We start from the raw sequence: 19,623 nt of genomic DNA, 5'->3' as shown, positions 1-19,623 counted from the left end.
CGCGCGGGTCGACCTCGCGGGCCTCAACGGTGCCGAGCAGTGGGCCCGCGACGTCGCGAAGGACCTGCGCCAGCGGATCGGCGTGCTCGAGCACATGGCGCAGGCGAACCCGACGTTCGGTGGCGTGAGCATGACCGCCGACCAGGCGGCCGCGATCGCCGGCCAGTCGATGTCGGTCGAGGACGCGCTGATCGCGGTGCACGCGACGGGCACCGCCCCGAACGCCTGGAACGACACGGACCCCGCCAACCTCGCCGAGTGGTTCGAGCAGCTCCAGGCCGAGGCGCTCGAGAAGCTCGCCGGCATGACCGACAGCGAGCAGGCCACGGCCCTCGTCGACGCCTACCACGACGTCCAGAACTTCGTCGTCGGCGGCGGCGCTGCGGTCGCCGCCGCGGGGACCCTGATCTTCCAGGGCGGTCCCGCCCTCGCGCGCTGGCTCGCCGACCGCAAGATCATCCAGCCGGGCCTCGCGGCGCTCGCCGAGTCGGACGCCGCCTGGGCGAACAGGCTCTCCGCGGCCCTCACGGCGGCGGACCGGCGGGGGCTCGCCGGCAAGGTGCCGTTCAAGTACCCGGGCTCGTTCGTCCCCAACACCGTCGGCAACTACCTGCTGAAGCTCGCGCCGACCGTCGAGGACTTCGACGCCTGGGTGACCCGCATGTCGTCCGCGACGCAGACGTACGCGGTGAACGGCGAGATGCAGCCCACGCTCCTGGCCAAGCTCCTGCAGAGCGAGAAGGGCGTCCAGGCGACGACCTGGGTCTCGCGGGTCCTCGGGACGACGCGCACCGGGCAGCTCGCGACCAGGCTCGCCACGTGGGGCAACGCGATCGTCGGCAAGCCGTGGATCAACCCGGCCACGGGGGCCGTCGTCGCGCGTGGCGCCGGCAACCTCCTGACGATGGCGAGCCAGTCGGGCGTCACGACGATGCTGAGGTCCGCGGGCGCGCTACGGGTCCTCGGCGTCGCGGGCAGCGCGTTCGCGACGGTCGACGGCGTCGTCGGGCTCGTCAACAACTTCGACGAGAACAACAGGCTCTGGTCCGAGGGCGGCACGGAGGGCAAGGCGCACGTCATCGGCGAGTACGCCGAGACCGCGTTCAACGCGTCGATGACCGCGGCGCTCATCGCACCCAACCCGGTGACGCTCGGCCTGGTCGCCGTCACGGGTGTCGTCTGGGCCGGCGCGGAGGTCGTCGAGCACTGGGACGACATCACCGCGGCGGCCGACACGGCCGTCGACTGGGCGGGCGACCGGGCCGAGGAGGCCGGCGAGTGGGTGGGTGACCGCCTCGACGACGTCAAGGAGTCCAACCTCAACCCCATGAACTGGTTCTGAGAGGGCGCGATGACATCGACCGAGCTCTTCGCCAAGGCGCAGGCCCTCGACGCCCTCGCGGGCGACGTCGAGACCGCGATCGACCCCGCGAAGTCGATCGCCGACTCCCCCGACTGGGAGTGCGCGAACGCGACCGACGTCCGCGGCGCGCTCAACGGCTGGCGGTCGGCCGCGCAGTCGGCCGCGCGCAACCTGCGCGACGAGGCGTCCCGCGTGCGCGGCGAGGCCCGGCGGGCCGAGGAGCGTGAGGAGCAGGAAGAGCGCGACGCGCGCCGCGAGAGGCAGCCCCAGTGACGGTCGACGTCTGGGCGCCGCTGGGCGTCGCGGGCGTCGTGCCGGTCGTCGACGAGCTGAGCATCCCGGACTTCCACCACATGCCGAAGGACGTCCCGTTCGCCGCGCGCACGCAGGTCGACATCGCCGGGCACCAGGTCACGGTCGTGTGGCGGCACCGCGTGCTCGTCGCGTCGCTCGCCGACGACACGGCCCCGGACGGCGTGCGGAAGATCGCCAGCGGCTTCCGTCAGCCCGCCACGGGCGGTCCGGACAGCATCCTGTGGAACTTCGTCCTCATGCCCGTCGACGTGCTCGGCGAGACCGTCGCCCTCGACCGCGAGCGCAGCGGGCGCGACCGGTGGCAGCTGCGCGTCTCGGGGCCGGCCGGACGCTCGTGGCAGTGGCGGCCGGCGGGCCGGATCTTCGCCGACCGGATGGAGCTGACCCGGTCGGACGACGCCGCACCCGTCGTCACGCACACGCTGCGACCGGTCCCGGGCCGCCCGGGCACGGCGTCCGGTCCGCCGGAGGTGAGCTGGGAGGCGTCCGCGAGCCTCGCGGAGGTGCTGCTGCCGCTCCTGTGGGTGCTCGACCGGGCGCACACGTGCCTGCTGCCGAAGACGCAGCGCGTCCTGCGCGGCGAGTTCCTGTGACCCCCGCGGGCGGCGACCGGCCGGACCCTAGGATGTCCCGGTGATCCGGTACGAGGAGCGCGCGTCGCGACGCCGTTCGACCCTGGCCCTGGTCGTCGTCTGCGTCGTCCTGTGGGTCGGCCTCGCGCTGACCGACGGAGGCTGGGTCCTCGCCACCGTCCTCGTGGGCATCGTCGCCGTCCTGGGCGGGGTCCTCGTCTGGAGCGTCGGCCGCTGGACGAACATCCGCGTGACCGACTCCGAGCTCCGCGTGGGCCGCCTCAAGGTCCGCCTCGCCGACCTGTACCCGGGCGTCTCGCAGCCCGGGGAGGTCGTCGAGGGCAAGCTCGCGGGCGGCCAGTGGGGCACGACGGCGTCGACGGCGCACCCGCGGATCGTCGCCCTGACGCGGCGCGACGGGCAGCGCATCATCGTCTCGACGAAGGACCCCGACGCGTTCCGCGCGGCGCTCGGCGCCGCGTTCGCCGAGCGCGCCTAGCACCCGAGCACGCCCAGCACCCGAGCACGCCGAGAAGCCGAGCACGCCCAGCACCCGAGCGCACCCGACCCGCGAGGGCCCGGAGCCGGATCGGCGACGCCCCTCCTCGCTGACCGTCGTGGGGCGCTGACACCCCCGCCTGGTCGACCCCCCGTGCCGGCGCTGGTGGGACCTAGGTCCGGCATCCGTGCTCCTGGGAGCGGCGATGCTGCCGGGAGTGCCCCACGACGGCGCACGCCGTCCTCCGGCGGCCGGTCGACGTGGGGTCCGACGGAGGTCGGGCGACGTGGCTGTGGCGACCGCGACCCGTGAGCCTCCGGTGGGCGGCCCCTCCCCCTCGGGGCCGCCCACCCCCGTCGGACGCCCCGCCCGCCCTCGAGGTCCCCGCCGCGTGGTCGGCGAGGGCGATCACGCGCGACGCCCCCGACGTCCCCCCGCCCGCCCCGCACGCTTCCGGTCGCGTCGACGGCGCCGGGCGGGGTGGACCGCCACCCGGCGCGTCGGGTCCCGGGTGCGCGCGACCGTGCATGATGCTGGGTCGTGCCCCACAGCCACCTGCCCGCCGCGCACGCGCCCGACGAGGCCCCGACGGAGCCCGCCGCCCTCCGTGTCACGGCCGCACGCGCACGCGTCTGGCTCGCCGCGGTGCTGGGGCCCGTCCTGCTGCTGACGCTGGTCGGCGCGTGGTGGCTGTGGCCGTCGGCGGACGCGCGGCCGCCCGTGCTCGACACGACGGGGCCGGGCGTCACGTACACGACGGGCGAGATCACGCAGGTCCGGCCTGACGCGACCGGGATGGACCAGGCGTCCGCGCGGCTGGCCGACGGCGAGGTCGTCGACCTGCACGTGCCGCCCGAGTACGTGCCGGAGGTCGCCGTGGGTGACCGGGTGCGGGTCGCGGCGATGTCCACGGCCGACGTCGGTGACCTCACGGACGTGACCGCGCAGCCGACGCTCACCACGACGTACCTGTTCGTCGACTTCGAGCGCGGGCCGCCGATGCTGCTGCTCACCGCGGTGTTCGCCGGGCTCGTCGTGCTGGTGGCGCGCTGGCGCGGGCTCGCGGCGCTCGTCGGGATGGGCGCGGGCCTGCTCGTCGTCGGCGTGTTCACGCTGCCCGCGCTGCTCCAGGGCCGGCCGGCGGTGCCGGTCGCGCTCGTGACGAGCGTCGTCATCATGTACGCCGTGCTCTACCTGGCCCACGGCGTCTCCGTCCGCACGTCGACGGCCCTGGCGGGCACGCTCGTCGGGCTCGTCGCGACGGCCGCGATCGCGTCGTGGGCGAGCGGGTCCGCGCACCTCACCGGGCTGTCGGGCGAGTACGCGCTCGACCTCATGTCGGCGGCGCCCGAGGTGCGGCTCCGGTCGGTGCTGCTGTGCGGGATGGTCCTGGCCGGGCTGGGCGTGCTCAACGACGTGACGATCACGCAGGCGTCGGCGGTGTGGGAGCTGCACGCGGCACGACCGGGCAGCACGTGGCGCGAGCTCGTCGGGCGGGGGATGCGGATCGGGCGCGACCACATCGCGTCGACCGTCTACACGATCGTGTTCGCCTACGTCGGTGCGGCGCTGCCGCTCGTGCTGCTCGTCAGCCTCACCGACCGGGGGCTGCTGGGTGTGCTGAGCAGCGGGGACATCGCCGAAGAGGTCGTGCGCACGCTCGTCGGGTCGATCGGGCTGGTGCTCGCGATCCCGGTGACGACGGTGCTCGCGGCCGTCCTGGTTCGGCGCAGCGCGGCGGGCACGACGGCACATCCCGACGGGCACGGCGACGACCCGGACGGTCCCGCGCGCGGAACCCGCGGCACCGACCGCGCACACCAGCCGCGGTCCGGTGAGGACGCGGCGGACGACGACCGCGCGGAGGTGTCGTCGTGACGCTCGACGCCCCTCCCGCGACGCGGACCCGCCGCTCGGGGACGCCGCGCACCGCCGTCGTCCTCGTCGTCCTGGTGGTGCTCGCCACGCTCGGCGCGCTCGTCGGGACCCTCGCGACGTGGCCCACCGACGAGAGCCGTCCGGAGACGGGCTTCGTCGACGTCGACGTCGAGCGCGTGTCCGCGACCGTCACGACCTCGCGCTGGGACACGTGCGACGGCACGGTCGAGGACATGGCGCCCGACGGGTCGGTCCCGTCGACGGTCCGCTGCCTGCACGTGACCGCGAAGGTCGACGGCGGCAGCGAGGCGGGCACGACGGTCGAGGTCATCGCGACGTCGGGACTCACGCGCGCCGACGTCCCGCCCGGCACCGCGGTCGTCCTCGAGCACTACCCGTCCGACGAGAACGGCGACGAGGTCTGGGCGTGGGGCGACTTCCGGCGCGGGGTGCCGCTCGCGACGTTCGCGCTCGCGTTCGCGCTCGTCACGGTCCTCGTCGCGGGGATGCGCGGGTTCCGGGCGCTCGTCGGTCTCGCGATCGCGTTCGTCGTGCTCGCCGTGCACCTCGTGCCCGCGCTCGTCCAGGGCCAGCCGGCGCTCGTCGCGACGCTCTCCGCGGCGACCCTCGTCGTCGTCGCCGTGCTGTACCTCGCGCACGGGTTCTCGCTGCGGACCACGACCGCGCTGCTCGGCACCCTCGGCGGCCTGCTCATGGTGACCGTGCTCGGCGTGGTCGGGGCGCGGATGGCGCACCTGCACCCCGGCTCGACAGAGGACACCTACCAGCTCGCACGCCTGCTCGGTGACGACGGCGTCCGGATCCTGCAGGGCGTGTTCCTCAGCGGCGTCGTGCTCGCGGGCATCGGCGTGCTGAACGACGTCACGATCACGCAGGCGTCGGCGGTGTTCGAGCTGCGGGCGTCCGACCCGACGGCGTCGTGGCGCGGGCTGTTCGCGCGCGGCATGCGGATCGGCCGCGACCACATCGCGTCGACCGTCTACACGATCGCCTTCGCGTACGCGGGCGCGTCGCTGCCCGTCCTGCTGCTCCTGGAGCTCTACGACCAGCCGCTCGGCATGACGCTGACGTCGGGCGCGTTCGCCGAGCAGATCGTCAGCACGCTCGCGGGCTCGATCGGCCTGGTCCTCGCGATCCCCCTGACGACGGCCGTCGCCGCGGTCGTCGCCACGCGCCTGGCGCCGACGCACGTGTCCGCGGGCGGCCACCGGCACTGACCCGGGCGGCCCGTCGGCGCCGCTGGGACGACGAAGGCCCGGTCACCGTGAGGTGCCGGGCCTTCGTGCTGGAGCCGCCTTGGGGAATCGAACCCCAGACCTTCTCATTACGAGTGAGACGCTCTGCCGACTGAGCTAAGGCGGCGTCGCCGTCCCCGTGGGCGGACCCCCGGATCGACGAGCGCGCCCACTGTACCCGGCGCAGGGCCCTGGCTCCAAAGCGGCTAGCAGCGGGTGCCCTCGGGCGGGACGGTGCCGGTGAGGATGTACGCGTCCACGGCGTCGGCGACGCAGTCGTTCGACGAGCCGTACGCGGTGTGGCCCTCGCCCTCGTAGGTGAGGAGCGTCGCGGTGGACAGGGTCGTCGCGAGCTTCTCGGCCCACGCGTAGGGCGTCGCGGGGTCGTTCGTGGTGCCGACGACGAGGATCGGGGCGGTCGCGTCCTTCGCGGAGTAGTCGTCGAGGCCCCCGACGACGGGCACGGGCCAGTCGGCGCAGATCGTGCCGCCGTAGGAGAAGAACGAGCCCATGGTGGGTGCGACGGCCTCGATGCGGTCGGCCTGCGCGCGCATCTCGGCGGGGTCGGCGCTCTGCCGGTCGTCGAGGCAGCCGATCGCCCAGAACGCCTCGGTCGCGTTCGTCGAGTAGGTGCCGTCGGCCTCGCGGTCGAAGTACGCGTCGGCGAGCTGCAGCAGGATCGAGCCGTCGTTCTCGTGGATCGCCGCGTCGAGCGCCTGCGTGAGGTACGGCCACGACGGCTGCGAGTAGAGCGGCAGCGCGATGCCGTAGAACGCGAGCGAGCCGGTGAGGCGTCGGTCGCCGCCGGTCGGCAGCGGGTCGGCGACGGCGTGGTCGAGCAGCGCGCGGATCTGGCCCATCGCCTGGTCGACGTCGCCGGTCAGCGGGCAGCTCGCGCCGGCCAGGCAGTCGGTGACGTAGGCGCGCAGCGCGTTCTCGAAGCCCTGCGCCTGCCCCTCGGCGAGCTCGTCGGCCGTGAGGGTCGGGTCGAGGGCGCCGTCGAGGACGAGCCGGCCGACGCGCAGCGGGAAGAGGGCGGCGTAGGTCGCGCCGAGCTGCGTGCCGTAGGAGTAGCCGAGGTACGAGAGCGCGTCGTCGCCGAGCGCGGCGCGCAGCACGTCGAGGTCGCGTGCAGCGCTCACCGTGTCGACGTGCGCGAGCGTCTGGCCGGACCGCTCCTGGCACGCCTCGCCGACACCGCGGAAGACGTCGATCGCCTCCTGGATGCCGGCGTCCGTCGAGTAGTCCGCGTCGAACGCGACGACCTTGTCGAGGTCCGTGCCGTCCATGCAGGTGATCGGGCTGGAGCGCTGCACGCCGCGCGGGTCGAACGCGACGAGGTCGAGCTGGCGCAGCACGTCCTCGCTGATCATCGACGCGGCCTGGTCGAGGAAGTCCACGCCCGAGACGCCGGGGCCGCCCGGGTTCACGAGGAGCGACGCGACCGCCGAGCCGCCGGTCGCGGGGCGACGGGCCAGCGCGATGCCGATCGTCGCGCCGGACGGGTCGGCGTAGTCGAGCGGGACGGTCGCGGTCGCGCACTCGCCCTGCGCGCACGTCGTCCACTCGAGCTGCTGGTCGTAGAACGCCGCGAGCGCCTCGTCCGGGGCGCCCGACGTCGCGGCGGACGTCGGCACCTGCGCCTGGTTCTTCGCCGGGACGCAGCCGCCGAGCACGAGCACGACGACGGCGCTCAGTGCGGCGACGACGACGGCGGCACGCCGCCGCGCACCCGGGCGGACAGGGGCGGCGGACGGTCGGGGCGAGGCGGTCGTCACGGGCACGCGCCTACGGTAGTGGGCACGCCTGTGCGGTCCGGCTCATGCCCGCCGGGCGTACCGCAGATGGACCACACCCTCGGAGAAGGTGCGCTCCTCGACGAGGCGCGTGTCCAGGCGCAGGCCGTCGGGCAGGAACCGCGTGCCGCCCCCGACCACGACGGGCACGACGAACAGCAGCACCTCGTCGACGAGGCCCGCGCGCAGCGCGTGCGCGGCGAGCGTCGGCCCGCCGATCGACACGTCGGCCGGGGAGTCCTCGACCAGGGCGCGCACGTCGACCGGGTCGAACGTCCGCGCGAGGCGCGTGCGCGCCGTGGTCACCGCGTCGAGCGTCGACGAGTAGACGACCTTGTCCGTGTCCTGCCAGACGGCCGCGTAGTCGAGGATCACGTCGGGTGCGTCGGGCAGCGTGTGCGCGGTCTCCCAGAACTGCATGACCTCGTACATGCGTCGGCCGTACAGGTAGGTGCCGACCGGGCGCTCGAGGTCGTTGACGTACGCGTGCACGTCGTCGGGCGGCCGCGCCCAGTCGAACGCGCCGGTCGCGTCGGCGGTGTACCCGTCGAGCGACGTGATCCCCGCGTAGAGCAGCGCCATCGCGTCCCCTCCCTCGCTCGGCGCCCGCGACGACGAGCCGAACCGGTCAGCCCTGCGGTCGCAGCGCGATCGCCATCGCCTCGACCGCGAGCAGCGGCGCGACGTTCCCCGCGATGCGCGTGCGCGCCTGCCCGACGGCGTCCATGCGCCGCAGCGTCTGCTCGGGCGTGCTCTGCGCGGCGAGCGTGCGGACGCCCTCCGCGTGCTCGACGTTGACGAGCTCGACGCCCGCGCCGAGCTGCACGACCAGCACGTCGCGGTACAGCGAGAGCAGGTCGACCATCGCGCGGTCCAGCACGTCGCGCTGCGCGCGCGTGGCCCGGCGCTTCTGCTCCTCCTCGAGCTGCCGGACCTGCGAGCGCAGGGCGGGCGGGAGCGTCGTCGCACCCTCCGCGCCCAGCGACCGCAGCAGCTCGGCCTTCTCGGCGGCGTCGCGGTGCTCGGTCGCCGCCTTGGCGTCGGCCTGCGCGGTCTCGACGAGGTCACCGGCCGCGAGCACCGCGTCGCCGACCCCGCGGATCCGTGCGGCGACCGCGAGCACCGCCGAACGCCGCGCGCGCGCCTCCGGGTCCCGGGCGAGGCGGCGGGCGATCCCGACGTGGCTCTGCGCGGCGCGCGCGGCGACGCCCGCGACCTCGGGGTCGATGCCGTCGCGGGACACGAGCAACGCGGCGACCGCGTCGACCGGCGGCACGCGGAGCGCGACCGACCGGCTGCGCGAGCGGATCGTCACGAGCACGTCCTGCGGGCTCGGCGCGCACAGCACCCAGACCGTGCGGGGCGCGGGCTCCTCGATGGCCTTGAGCAACGCGTTGCCGCTCGTGTCGTTGAGGCGGTCGGCGTCCTCGACGACGATGACGCGCCAGCGGCCCTGCGACGGCGAGCGCTGCGCGAGCTCGACCAGCGGGCGGACCGTGTCGGCCCGGATGACGACGCCCTCGGTCGCGACGTACGTGACGTCGGGGTGCGTGCCACCGAGGGTCGTCGTGCAGTCGTGGCAGCGGCCGCAGCCGCCGTCGACGCACTGCAGCGCGGCCGCGAACGCGCGCGCGGCGTTGGAGCGGCCGGATCCCGGCGGGCCGGTCAGCAGCCAGGCGTGCGTCATCGCCGACGGGTCGTGGACCGCCGTGCGCAGCACCTCGACGGCGGGCTCCTGCCCGACGACGTCGTCCCAGACGCTCACGACGACACCGCGCTCTCGTCGGCGACGGCGTCGCGCGCCGTCGCACCGGCAGCCGTGGCGAGGTCGTCGCCCGCCGGTGCACCGTCGACGTCCGCAGACGCGCCCGCCGCGAGCAGCGCCTCGACGCGCTCGCCGATCACCGCGGCGAGCTCCTCGGCCTGGCGTGTCGCGTCGAGCACGAGCCACCGGTCGGGGTCGGCCGTCGCGCGGTCGAGGAACGCGAGCCGGGTGCGGCGGTGGAAGTCGTCGCCCTCGCTCTCGAGCCGGTCGGGGGCGCTCGTCAGACGAGCACGGCCCACGTCGGGGTCGAGGTCGAGCAGCACGGTCAGCGCGGGCAGCAGGCCGCGCGTCGCCCACAGCGACAGGTTCTCGACCTCGTCGGCGCCGAGGTCGCGGCCCGTGCCCTGGTAGGCGACGGACGAGTCGAGGTAGCGGTCCGTGACGACGACCGCGCCGCGCTCCAGGGCGGGGCGCACGAGCGACGCGACGTGGTGCGCGCGGTCCGTCGCGTACAGCAGCGCCTCGGTGCGCGCGTCGACGTGCTCGCCGTGCAGGACCGCGTCGCGGAGCGTCTGGCCGAGCGCCGTGCCGCCGGGCTCGCGGGTCAGCACGACCTCGCGGCCCAGCGCCCGCAGCCGCTCGGCGAGAAGCCGGGCCTGCGTCGACTTGCCGGCACCGTCGCCGCCCTCGAACGACACGAACAGGCCCGCAGCAGGAGTCACGACGGTCAGGGTAGTCGCGGCCGCCCACGGCCCCGTCACTCGCCGGGGTAGGTGACCCCGACCTGCCGCCGGACCTCGTCCATCGTCGACATGACGGCGAGCGTGTCGTCCCACGTCAGGCGCGGGCTCTCGACCTCGCCGGCCGCGACGCGTCGCGCGACCTCGGCGGCCTCGAACTGCAGGCCCTTGCTGCCGGGCTGGTCGAAGGACCACACGCGCCCGTCGTCGCGCTGCACCCGGAACGACGTCGGCGTGTAGAAGCTGCCCGCGACCTGGATGTGGCCCTCGGTGCCGCTGATGAGCGCGACCGTGGGCGTGCGCGACCACAGCGTGGTCGAGAGCGTCGCCTGCGCGCGGTCGCCGTACGACAGGACGATCGAGACCTGCCCGTCGACGCCCGTCTCGGTCAGCGCGCCGACCGCGTGCACGGCGTCGGGGACGCCGAGGAAGTCGTGCGCGAACGACACCGGGTAGACGCCGAGGTCCAGCAGCGCACCGCCCGCGAGCTCGGGCGCGAACAGCCGGCTCGCCGGGTCGAACGCGAACGCCTGCCCGTGGTCCGCGGACAGGTTGACGATCTCCCCGATCTCGCCCGCGTCGATGACCTGGTGCAGCGCGGCGACGTGCGGCAGGAACCGCGTCCACATCGCCTCCATGACGAAGACGCCGGCCTCACGCGCGGCCGCGAAGACCTCCTGCGCCTCGCCGACGTTGCGCGTGAACGACTTCTCGACGAGCACGTGCTTGCCGGCGCGGATCGCGAGGAGCGCGTGCTCGCGGTGCTCGGAGTGCGGGGTCGCGACGTAGATCGCGTCGACCTGCGGGTCCTCGACGAGCTGCCGGTAGCCGACGTGCGTCGTCGGGATGCCGTGCGCCGTGGCGAACCGCTCGGCGCGGTCGCGGTTGCGGGAGCCGACGGCGACGAGCTGCGCGCGCGTGTGCTCCCGGACGGCGTCGGCGAACGCCGCGGCGATGCCACCGGCGCCGAGGATGCCCCAGCGGATCGGAGGTGCGGTACGGGGGTCCTCGGTGCGAGCCATGGCCGACAACCTAGCGCGACGAGGTGGACGGGTCCTGGTCGGGAGCCGCCCACCCTCGCGCGGCTACTTCTTGGTCGCGGCCTTCGTGCGGGTCGTCGTGCGGCGGGCCGGCGTCTTCTTCTTCGCCGGGCCCTGCGCGCGCTTCTCGGCGAGCAGCTCGACGGCCTGCTCGGGCGTGATCGACTCGGGCGTGACGTCGCGCGGGAGCGTGCGGTTCGTCTCGCCGTCCGTGACATACGCGCCGAACCGGCCGTCCTTGACGACGATCGGCTTGCCCGACGTCGGGTCGTCGCCGAGCTCGCGCAGCGGCGGCGCGGCGGTCGCGCCACGCCCGCGCTTGGGCTGCGCGTAGATCGCGAGCGCCTCCTCGAGCGTCGTCGTGAAGAGCGCCTCCTCCGACGCGAGCGTCCGCGAGTCCGTGCCCTTCTTGAGGTACGGGCCGTACCGGCCGTTCTGCGCGGTGATCTCGGTGCCCGACTCGGGGTCGACACCCACGACGCGCGGCAGCGACAGCAGCTTCAGCGCGTCGTCGAGCGTGACCGACTGCAGCGACATCGACTTGAACAGCGACGCGGTGCGCGGCTTCGGCGCGGCCGCCAGGGCCTTCTTGCGTGCCGCGGCGGACAGCGACGGGTCGAGCTCGGGCTCGGGCAGGAGCTCGGTCACGTAGGGGCCGTAGCGGCCGTTCTTCGCGACGATCGTGGTCCCCGTCGACGGGTCCTCGCCGAGCACCAGGTCGCCCTCGGGCTGCGTCTCCATGAGCTCGCGCGCCTTCTCGACGGTGAGCTCGTCGGGCGCCAGGTCGTCGGGGACCGACGCGCGGCGCGGGTTGCCGTCCTCGCCGAGCTCGTTCGCGTCCTCGAGGTACGGGCCGTACCGCCCGACGCGCAGCGTCAGGCCGTCGCCGATCTCGATCGAGTTGACCTCGCGCGCGTCGATCTCGCCGAGGTTCGCGACGAGGTCCCGCAGGCCCTCGCCCTCGCCGGGCAGCGCCGGGTCGCCGAAGTAGAACTGCGCGAGCCAGTCGCTGCGCTCCTTCTCCCCGGACGCGATGAGGTCGAGGTCCTCCTCCATCGACGCGGTGAAGTCGTAGTCGACGAGCCGGTCGAAGTTCTCCTCGAGCAGGCGCGTCACGGCGAACGCGAGCCACGACGGCACGAGCGCCTGCCCGCGCGACGTCACGTAGCCGCGGTCGAGGATCACGGAGATCGTCGCCGCGTACGTCGACGGGCGCCCGATCCCCCGCTCCTCCAGCGCCTTGACCAGCGACGCCTCGGTGTAGCGCGGCGGCGGGGACGTGCGGTGCCCGTCGGCGGTGAGGTCGCGCCCCGTCAGCGGGTCGCCCTCGGCCATCGTCGGCAGGCGGGACTCGCCCTTCTCACCCGAGGCGCCCTCGGCGGCGTCGTCCTCGTACCGCGAGACGTCGCGCCCCTCCTCGTACGCGGCGAGGAAGCCGCGGAACGTGATGACGGTGCCCGACGCGGAGAACACGGTCTCGACCGGCGCGTCGCCGACCGACGTGCCCGCGGTCGGGGTCGCGGTCGCCGCGATCCGGACCGACGCCGTCTGCCCGCGCGCGTCGGCCATCTGGGACGCGACGGTCCGCTTCCAGATGAGCTCGTACAGCCGGAACTGGTCGCCGGTGATCTCGCGCGCGACCTGGGCCGGGGTGCGGAAGTGGTCGCCCGCGGGGCGGATCGCCTCGTGCGCCTCCTGCGCGCCCTTCGCCTTCGACGTGTACACGCGCGCCGCGTCCGGGATGTACTCGGGCCCGTACAGCTCGGAGGCCTGGCGGCGGGCCGCGTCGATCGCCTGCGACGACAGCGCGGGCGAGTCCGTCCGCATGTAGGTGATGTAGCCGTTCTCGTACAGCGTCTGCGCGGTGCGCATCGTCTGCCGGGACGACATGCGGAGCTTGCGGGACGCCTCCTGCTGGAGGGTCGACGTCGTGAAGGGCGCCGCCGGGCGCCGGGTGTACGGCTTCGTCTCGAGGCTCGCGACGGACCAGGCGGCCTCGTCCAGGCCGGCGACGAGCGCGTGCGCCGCGGACTCGTCGAGGTGCACGACGTCCCCGCCGCGCAGACGGCCACGGTCGTCGAAGTCACGGCCGGACGCGACACGACGGCCGCCGACACCCGTCAGGCGCGCGGAGAACTCCGGCTGGGTCGCGTCGGAGACGGCGAAGGTGCCCGTCACGTCCCAGTAGTCGGCGGCGACGAACGCCATGCGCTCCCGCTCGCGCTCGACCACGAGCCGCGTCGCGACGGACTGCACACGGCCCGCGGACAGGCCTTGACGGACCTTGCGCCAGAGCACCGGGCTGACCTCGTAGCCGTAGAGGCGGTCGAGGATGCGGCGGGTCTCCTGCGCGTCGACGAGCCGGTCGTCGAGGTCACGCGTGCTCTGCAGCGCGCGCTGGATCGCCTCGCGGGTGATCTCGTGGAAGACCATCCGCTTCACGGGGACCTTGGGCTTGAGCTCCTGCAGCAGGTGCCACGCGATCGCCTCGCCCTCGCGGTCCTCGTCGGTCGCGAGGTAGAGCTCGTCGGAGTCCTTCAGCAGCTTCTTGAGCTCGCTGACCTTCTTCCGCTTGTCCGGGTCGACCACGTAGTACGGCACGAAGCCGTTGTCGACGTCGACCGCGAACTTGCCGAACGGGCCCTTCTTCATGTCGGCGGGCAGCTCCGACGGCTGCGGGAGGTCGCGGATGTGCCCGACGCTCGCCTCGACGTCGTACCCCTCGCCGAGGTACCCGGCGATCGTGCGCGCCTTCGCCGGCGACTCCACGATCACGAGCTTGCGCCCTGCAGACATTCCGTCAGGCCTTCCTACCGAGTCCGCGAGCCGCTCCGGCCCGCGTGCACCTCACCGCTGGGGACTCTACGTCGTGCCGTCAACTCTCCGGCACACGGGAGGCCGCAGCCTCTCGCAGCACGAGCAGCAGCGCGAACGCCACGCACGCGGCGGCGAGCGCCCCCGTCGCACCGCCGGCGTAGGCCAGGACCTCGTCGGCGCGCGAGGGTACCGCGTCGACGTCGCGCCACGTGTGCGACAACGACCAGACGGCCACGACGCCCGCGACCGCACCACCCACGAGCAGGCTGCTCACGACCAGGCGCAGCGACCCGCGCCCCGCGGCAGCCCCGCCGCCGACCTGGCGCAGCGCGCCCGTCGACGTCACGGCCCGGGCCGGGGTCAGCGCCACCATCGCGCACGCGACGGCACCCCACGCGAGCACGACGAGCACCCCGGCGACGACGTCCGACGGGCGGTGCCACTGCCCGATGAGCGTCGAGACGCCCGTGACCGTCGTGTACCCGGCGCCCGCGACCGCCGCCCACGGCCGCACGCGCGGCGGGACGACGAGCAGCAGCGCGACCGACACCGACGCGGCCGCGGTCGTGTGCCCGCTCGGCAGCGTGTTGCCGTAGCTCTCCGCGACCCCGAGGTCCGGACGGTAGAAGACGGAGAACTTGAGCAGGCGGGTCGTGACGTTCGCGCCGATCATCAGGACCGCGACCTGCACGGCCAGCTCCCAGCGGCGGCGGATCACCGCGATCGCCATGGCCCCGAGGATGACCGCCGCGATGAAGCCGACCGACACGACGTCGAGCACCCGTTCCGCCAGCCGCCACAGCTGCGTCTGGCCGTACTCGGCGCCCCGCAGGGCCGCGAGCTCGACGACCTGGCCCGACGTGGTCGTCACGAAGACCTTCCACAGCGCCCAGACCCCGACGACGCTCGCCACCGCGACCGCGAGGCACAGCACGACGACACCGGCACGGCCCTGGCGCGGGCGCGACGGGACCACCGGCGTGGGTCGGGTCACGGGGGCGCTGCTCACCACCACACGGTAGGTCACGCCGCGACGCCTCGTTCCGCCGCCGGACGTCCCGGCGACGCTCGTCACACGACCTGCACACGACGCGCGTCAGCCCACCGGGACCGGCTCCCCCGCGGCGACCACCACCACGTGCCGGCACCCGCCCAGGCGACGCCGCGCCTCGTCGTCCGCGTTGACGCACAGCAGGCACCCGCCCCGCCGCTCGAGCTCCGCCGCCGCGACGTCGATCGCCTCTGCGGCCCGGCCGCTGCGCAGCGACGCCGCCTGGAGGTCCAGCACGACGAGCGACGCGGACGCCGACAGCGCGTCCAGCAGCGCCCGCAGGCGTGCGACGTCCTCGCGGCCGAACGACCCCGCAGGTCGCACGTTCGCGGTCAGCCAGGTCGTCTCCCAGGTCGTCGGCCCGGTGGTCCGGCTGGTCGTCGGGTCGGTCGTCTCGTCGGTGCTGGTCATCGTGCCCTCCGGTGCCGCGGGGACTGCGTCGAGGACCATCCGACCGCCGCCGGCTGTGACGTCCCTGGGTGCCGGCCCCCGGCCCGCTGAGAGCGTCCCCGCGTCGTCCAGGGGTGCGTCGCCGCAGCAGCCGGGTGCCGCGACGGCCGTCAGACGGCTCGCTCGACGTGGACGTGCAGGACCGTCGACGACTGCCGCACCGACGCGACGCGGTAGGCCGCCGGCAGGTCGTCGAGGCTCTCGAACAGCCGCTCGCCGCGGCCCAGGAGCACCGGCACCACGGCGTACCGCAGGTCGTCGACGAGGTGCGCGGCGAGGTACTGCCGGACCGTCGCCGCTCCCCCGCCGAGCCGCACGTCGAGCCCGCCCGCCGCCTCGCGCGCCCGGTCCAGGGTCGCGTGGATCCCGTCCGTCACGAAGTGGAACGTCGTGCCGCCTGCCATCTCGAGCGGCGGGCGCGGGTGGTGCGTGAGGACGAACACGTCGCAGTGGTACGGCGGGTCCTCGCCCCACCAGCCCTGCCACGACCCGTCGCCCCAGTCGCCGCGGACCGGACCGAACATGTTGCGCCCCAGGATCCACGCGCCGATCCCCTCGAAGCCCGCGTCGACCGCCTCCTCGTCGAGCGCGTCGGCGGGCTCGCGACCCTCGGCCTCGTCGAGGTCGCGGAACCGCTGCGTGCCGAACATCCAGCCGTGCAGCAGGTGCATCGCGCCCACGCCGAGCGGCTCGTCGAGGGACTGGTCGGGGCCTGCGACGAAGCCGTCGAGGCTCATCGACATCGTGTGCACGCGCAGCCTGCCGGTCCGGGTCATGGCGTCCTCCTGGTCGTGTCGGGATGCTGTCGTCGGGTGGTCGGAGCCGGCGCCCCGATCTCGACACGGCGACCGTGTCGAGAACCGCCGGTCGGCTCCGACCAGAGCACGGACCACCCGCCCGGGGCGGTCGACCGACGGAAGGACAGACCCATGAAGTACATGCTGCTCATCTGGAACCGGCCCGGCTTCACCGACGAGCTCTCGGAGCAGGAGCGGACCGCCCTGTTCGCGGAGGTCGGCGAGATCATGGACGAGCTCACCGAGCGCGGCGAGCTCGTCGGCGGCGAGGCGCTCGCCGATCCGTCCGCCGCGCGCACCACGCGGTTCGTCGACGGCCGCACGACGCTCACCGACGGGCCGTTCGTCGAGAGCAAGGAGCAGTTCGCGGGCTACGTCGCGATCGACGTCGAGACGCACGAGCGCGCCGAGGAGATCGCCGCCCGCTGGCCCGACACCCGGTTCGGCGGGGCGATCGAGCTGCGGGCCGTCATGGTGGGGTCGGGCGAGGAGATGTGACGGTGCCTCCTGCGGCGGCCTCCGGGGCGGCCGGACCTGCGTCGTCGAGCTCGTCCGGCGCGTCACGCTCGTCGGCCTCGTCGGCCTCGATCGAGGACGTGCTGCGCGCGGCGGGTCCGCAGGTGCTCGCCGCTCTCGTCCGGCGGCACGGGCAGTTCGACGCGTGCGAGGACGCCGTGCAGGAGGCCCTGCTCGCCGCGGCAACGCAGTGGCCGGTCGAGGGCGTGCCCGCCGACCCGCGGGCGTGGCTCACGACGGTCGCCCGACGGCGGCTCACCGACGCGTGGCGGTCCGACTCCGCACGCCGGGTCCGGGAGGCGACGGTCGCCCTGGACCCGGCCGTGCGGCGCGCGGCTCCCGGCGCCGACGAGGAGCCGCCGTCGCACGACGACACGCTCACGCTGCTGTTCCTGTGCTGCCACCCCGCGCTCACGCCCGCGTCGCAGGTCGCGCTGACGCTGCGAGCCGTCGGCGGGCTGACGACCGCCGAGATCGCCGCCGCGCACCTGGTCCCCGAGGCGACCATGGCGCAGCGGATCAGCCGCGCCAAGCGGACCGTGCGCGGCGAGCCGTTCACGCTGCCGTCGGCGGCCGAGCGGCCCGCGCGCGTGGCGGCCGTCCGCGAGGTGCTCTACCTCGTCTTCACCGAGGGGTACACCGCGTCGGGTGGGTCGGACCTGGTGCGCGTCGACCTCACCACCGAGGCGATCCGCCTGACGCGGCTGCTGCACGCGCTGCTGCCCGACGACGGCGAGACCACGGGTCTGCTCGCGCTCATGCTGCTCACCGACGCGCACCGCGCCGCCCGGACCGGTCCGGACGGGATGCTCGTGCCGCTCGCGGAGCAGGACCGCGGCCGCTGGGACCGTCGGCAGGTCGACGAGGGCGTCGCCCTCGTGTCCGCCGCGCTCGCCGTGCATCCCGCCGGCCCGTACCTGCTGCAGGCCGCGATCGCCGCCGTGCACGCCGAGGCCCCGACCGCCGCCGACACCGACTGGCCGCAGGTCGCCGCGCTCTACCGCCTGCTCGACCACGTCGCGCCCGGCCCGATGGTCACGCTCAACCGGGCCGTCGCGGTCGCGATGGTGTCCGGGCCACGAGCAGGGCTCGACCTGCTCCGCCCGCTCGACGACGACCCGCGCACCGCCGGCCACCACCGCCTCTGGGCGGTCCGCGCGCACCTGCTGGAGCAGGCCGGCGACCTGGCCGGGGCGCTCGACGCCTACCACCGCGCCGCCCGCCTCACGACGAGCCTTCCGGAACGCCGCTACCTCGACGCCCGCGCGGCCCGACTCGACCCGTCCAGGTGACCGGCGCCGTCGGCCTCGGGCGCCGCCGCGCGAACCCCGGTGCACCGGAGCCGAGCGCCGTCAGGCCTGTGCGCCTCCCTGGGACACGTCCGCCGCGGGCGCGTCCCAGGGCAGCATCACGTCCTCGCCGTGGCACGCGCAGTCGTCGTCCTCGTCCAGGTACTCGGAGACCGCGACGCCCGCGTCGTGCCACTCGACGGTGAACGCCACGGGCGGCGTGAACGGGTCCGGTCCCGACCCCGGCTGCTCCACCGGCACGACGACGAAGTCGCACAGGCACCGCCGGCACTCCAGCCGCCACTCGAGCAGGTCGGGCCGGAAGACGACCGGGTCCTCGGCGTCGACCGGCTCGTCGGCCGCCCGGCGGTGCAGGACCTCACCGGCCACCCGGAGGAGCGCGAGCCGCGCACCCGGCTGGCGCGCCTGGTCGCAGATGCGCGCGACCAGCCGGCGGGCGGCGGTGCGCAGCTCCTCCTGGTCGTCGGGGCCGAGCGGCAGGTCGTCGACGAGGAAGGGGTAGGCGTCGTCCTCGTCGACGTCCCGCGGCACGTGCAGCAGGTCGAGCTCGCGGGCGACGTCGAGCACGGCGAGCGGCGCGCTCCCGCGGGCGACGTCGCCCAGCAGCTCGAGGCGGGCCGGCCCGTTGACCACGAGCCCCACGACGGCGTCCTCGACGCTCTCCATGAGGCGGGCGACGCGCTCCGCGACGGCGCGGTCCGCCACCTGCGCCACGACGGACGACTCGGGCACGACCTCCCACCAGATCCGCGGCTGGTCGACCATCACGACCCGGTACGTGCCCCCTTCGGGGAGGATCGCGCTCGGCATCGCCCCTCCTCCCGCGACCTCGTCGCCTCCCGTGCCCGCCCGTGGGCTGCGCCGAACCGGCCGGGACCCGGGGGGAAGGCTACGGCGGCTCCGCCCGACCGGGCCCGGGATTACGGGTCGGTCCACCCGTCAGGGTGGACCGACCCGGCCGACCGCGCGGCCTCAGGGAGGTCGACGCCGCCGACGGCCTCGCGCAGGGCAGCGCTGTCGTCGAGCCACGACAGCACCGGATCCACGCTCGTCACGGCGTCCGAGAGGATGGCCCGGACTTCCGCCTCGAGGGAGCGGTCGTGCTGCACCGCGCGTCGACGCAGGCCGTCCATGACCTCATCGGGCAGGTTCCTCACCACGATCTGCGCCACCACGGAGCCCCTCTCGTCGACGTCACCGATGATCTCGGCCGGAGGGCGCGTCGGCGATACCGACGTGGATGTCGTCCGGAGCCGATCAACGGCAGCCATGTCGGTGTCGAGTCCACCGCGACGGGCGACGGTCCCGGGGCGAACCGCGGCGCGACGCGGAGCACCGCTCCGTCCCGGGGTGTCGCGACCGGAGGGACGCGACCGCCCACAGTGCTCCCGGGACGGAGCGGTGGATCGGGGGCGACCGGCGCGAGGGCGGGCGGTCGCGGGTCGGGCCCGACGGCGT

19 protein-coding genes and 1 tRNA gene are annotated in these 19,623 nt (G+C 74.6%); 8 read left to right on the top strand and 12 right to left on the bottom strand.

Translation table 11 applies throughout. The annotated features are described in order from the left end of the window. From CTKZ_RS21460 to CTKZ_RS07410, 6 genes are all read left to right on the top strand, one after another. The coding region (locus CTKZ_RS21460) for a hypothetical protein (protein ID WP_200829671.1) at positions 1-1,342 on the top strand (1,342 nt) is incomplete at its 5' end. Positions 1,343-1,351: 9 nt separating this feature from the next. Continuing rightward, positions 1,352-1,636 carry a hypothetical protein gene (locus CTKZ_RS07430; RefSeq protein ID WP_124342361.1) on the top strand — a complete coding sequence of 95 codons (285 nt, stop codon included), beginning with the start codon at positions 1,352-1,354 and terminating at the stop codon, positions 1,634-1,636. After that, positions 1,633-2,271 (top strand): hypothetical protein, encoded by a 639-nt coding sequence (locus CTKZ_RS07425; protein ID WP_124342360.1) that lies wholly within the window; start codon positions 1,633-1,635, stop codon positions 2,269-2,271. Before CTKZ_RS07430 ends, CTKZ_RS07425 begins: the two co-directional genes overlap by 4 nt. 40 nt (positions 2,272-2,311) lie before the next feature. Further along, positions 2,312-2,749 (top strand): DUF3093 family protein, encoded by a 438-nt coding sequence (locus tag CTKZ_RS07420; RefSeq protein ID WP_124342359.1) that lies wholly within the window; start codon positions 2,312-2,314, stop codon positions 2,747-2,749. A 540-nt stretch (positions 2,750-3,289) separates the two neighbouring features. Beyond that, positions 3,290-4,627 (top strand): YibE/F family protein, encoded by a 1,338-nt coding sequence (locus tag CTKZ_RS07415; protein WP_124342358.1) that lies wholly within the window; start codon positions 3,290-3,292, stop codon positions 4,625-4,627. Further along, on the top strand, positions 4,624-5,865 hold the full coding sequence (locus CTKZ_RS07410) for a YibE/F family protein (protein ID WP_124342357.1): 1,242 nt from the start codon (positions 4,624-4,626) through the stop codon (positions 5,863-5,865). Before CTKZ_RS07415 ends, CTKZ_RS07410 begins: the two co-directional genes overlap by 4 nt. A gap of 69 nt (positions 5,866-5,934) precedes the next feature. On the opposite strand, the gene CTKZ_RS07405 is transcribed toward CTKZ_RS07410, so the two are convergent. The 10 genes from CTKZ_RS07405 to CTKZ_RS07360 form a co-directional block, all read right to left on the bottom strand. Continuing rightward, positions 5,935-6,010 (bottom strand) — tRNA-Thr (locus CTKZ_RS07405). Positions 6,011-6,089: 79 nt separating this feature from the next. After that, complete coding sequence (locus CTKZ_RS07400; protein WP_235843390.1) at positions 6,090-7,667, bottom strand: alpha/beta hydrolase; 1,578 nt, start codon at positions 7,665-7,667, stop codon at positions 6,090-6,092. Between the two features lie 36 nt (positions 7,668-7,703). Beyond that, complete coding sequence (locus CTKZ_RS07395; RefSeq protein WP_124342356.1) at positions 7,704-8,261, bottom strand: dihydrofolate reductase family protein; 558 nt, start codon at positions 8,259-8,261, stop codon at positions 7,704-7,706. A gap of 46 nt (positions 8,262-8,307) precedes the next feature. Then, positions 8,308-9,444, bottom strand: coding sequence for a DNA polymerase III subunit delta' (locus CTKZ_RS07390; RefSeq protein WP_124342355.1), 1,137 nt, complete (start codon positions 9,442-9,444; stop codon positions 8,308-8,310). Further along, on the bottom strand, positions 9,441-10,166 hold the full coding sequence (gene tmk / locus CTKZ_RS07385; protein WP_124342354.1) for a dTMP kinase: 726 nt from the start codon (positions 10,164-10,166) through the stop codon (positions 9,441-9,443). The genes CTKZ_RS07390 and tmk overlap by 4 nt, the downstream gene beginning before the upstream one ends. Before the next feature lie 35 nt (positions 10,167-10,201). Then, the gene (locus CTKZ_RS07380) at positions 10,202-11,206 is read right to left on the bottom strand and encodes a Gfo/Idh/MocA family protein (protein ID WP_124342353.1); all 1,005 of its coding nucleotides are present in this window, start codon (positions 11,204-11,206) and stop codon (positions 10,202-10,204) included. Positions 11,207-11,269: 63 nt separating this feature from the next. Further along, positions 11,270-14,020: a type I DNA topoisomerase gene (gene topA, locus CTKZ_RS07375; RefSeq protein WP_124342352.1), complete on the bottom strand. Its 2,751-nt coding sequence runs from the start codon at positions 14,018-14,020 to the stop codon at positions 11,270-11,272. A 79-nt stretch (positions 14,021-14,099) separates the two neighbouring features. After that, positions 14,100-15,050, bottom strand: coding sequence for a phosphatase PAP2 family protein (locus CTKZ_RS07370; RefSeq protein ID WP_235843389.1), 951 nt, complete (start codon positions 15,048-15,050; stop codon positions 14,100-14,102). A gap of 87 nt (positions 15,051-15,137) precedes the next feature. After that, complete coding sequence (locus CTKZ_RS07365) at positions 15,138-15,503, bottom strand: hypothetical protein (protein ID WP_124342350.1); 366 nt, start codon at positions 15,501-15,503, stop codon at positions 15,138-15,140. 149 nt (positions 15,504-15,652) lie between these two features. Then, positions 15,653-16,318, bottom strand: a complete 666-nt coding sequence (locus CTKZ_RS07360) for a dihydrofolate reductase family protein (protein ID WP_124342349.1) — start codon at positions 16,316-16,318, stop codon at positions 15,653-15,655. Positions 16,319-16,471: 153 nt separating this feature from the next. On the opposite strand from CTKZ_RS07360, the gene CTKZ_RS07355 reads away from it, so the two are divergent. Then, positions 16,472-16,837 carry a YciI family protein gene (locus tag CTKZ_RS07355; RefSeq protein ID WP_124342348.1) on the top strand — a complete coding sequence of 122 codons (366 nt, stop codon included), beginning with the start codon at positions 16,472-16,474 and terminating at the stop codon, positions 16,835-16,837. 89 nt (positions 16,838-16,926) lie between these two features. Further along, entirely contained in the window at positions 16,927-18,147 is a 1,221-nt protein-coding gene (locus tag CTKZ_RS07350) for an RNA polymerase sigma factor (protein ID WP_124342362.1), read from the top strand. Between the two features lie 60 nt (positions 18,148-18,207). On the opposite strand, the gene CTKZ_RS07345 is transcribed toward CTKZ_RS07350, so the two are convergent. Next, positions 18,208-18,975: a hypothetical protein gene (locus CTKZ_RS07345; RefSeq protein WP_124342347.1), complete on the bottom strand. Its 768-nt coding sequence runs from the start codon at positions 18,973-18,975 to the stop codon at positions 18,208-18,210. A gap of 110 nt (positions 18,976-19,085) precedes the next feature. Next, the gene (locus CTKZ_RS07340; RefSeq protein ID WP_200829670.1) at positions 19,086-19,337 is read right to left on the bottom strand and encodes a FitA-like ribbon-helix-helix domain-containing protein; all 252 of its coding nucleotides are present in this window, start codon (positions 19,335-19,337) and stop codon (positions 19,086-19,088) included. Positions 19,338-19,623: the final 286 nt, after the last annotated feature.

This window comes from Cellulomonas algicola (assembly GCF_003851725.1).
Taxonomy (GTDB): Bacteria; Actinomycetota; Actinomycetes; order Actinomycetales; family Cellulomonadaceae; genus Cellulomonas; species Cellulomonas algicola.
This window is presented reverse-complemented; position numbering and strand designations above follow the sequence as displayed.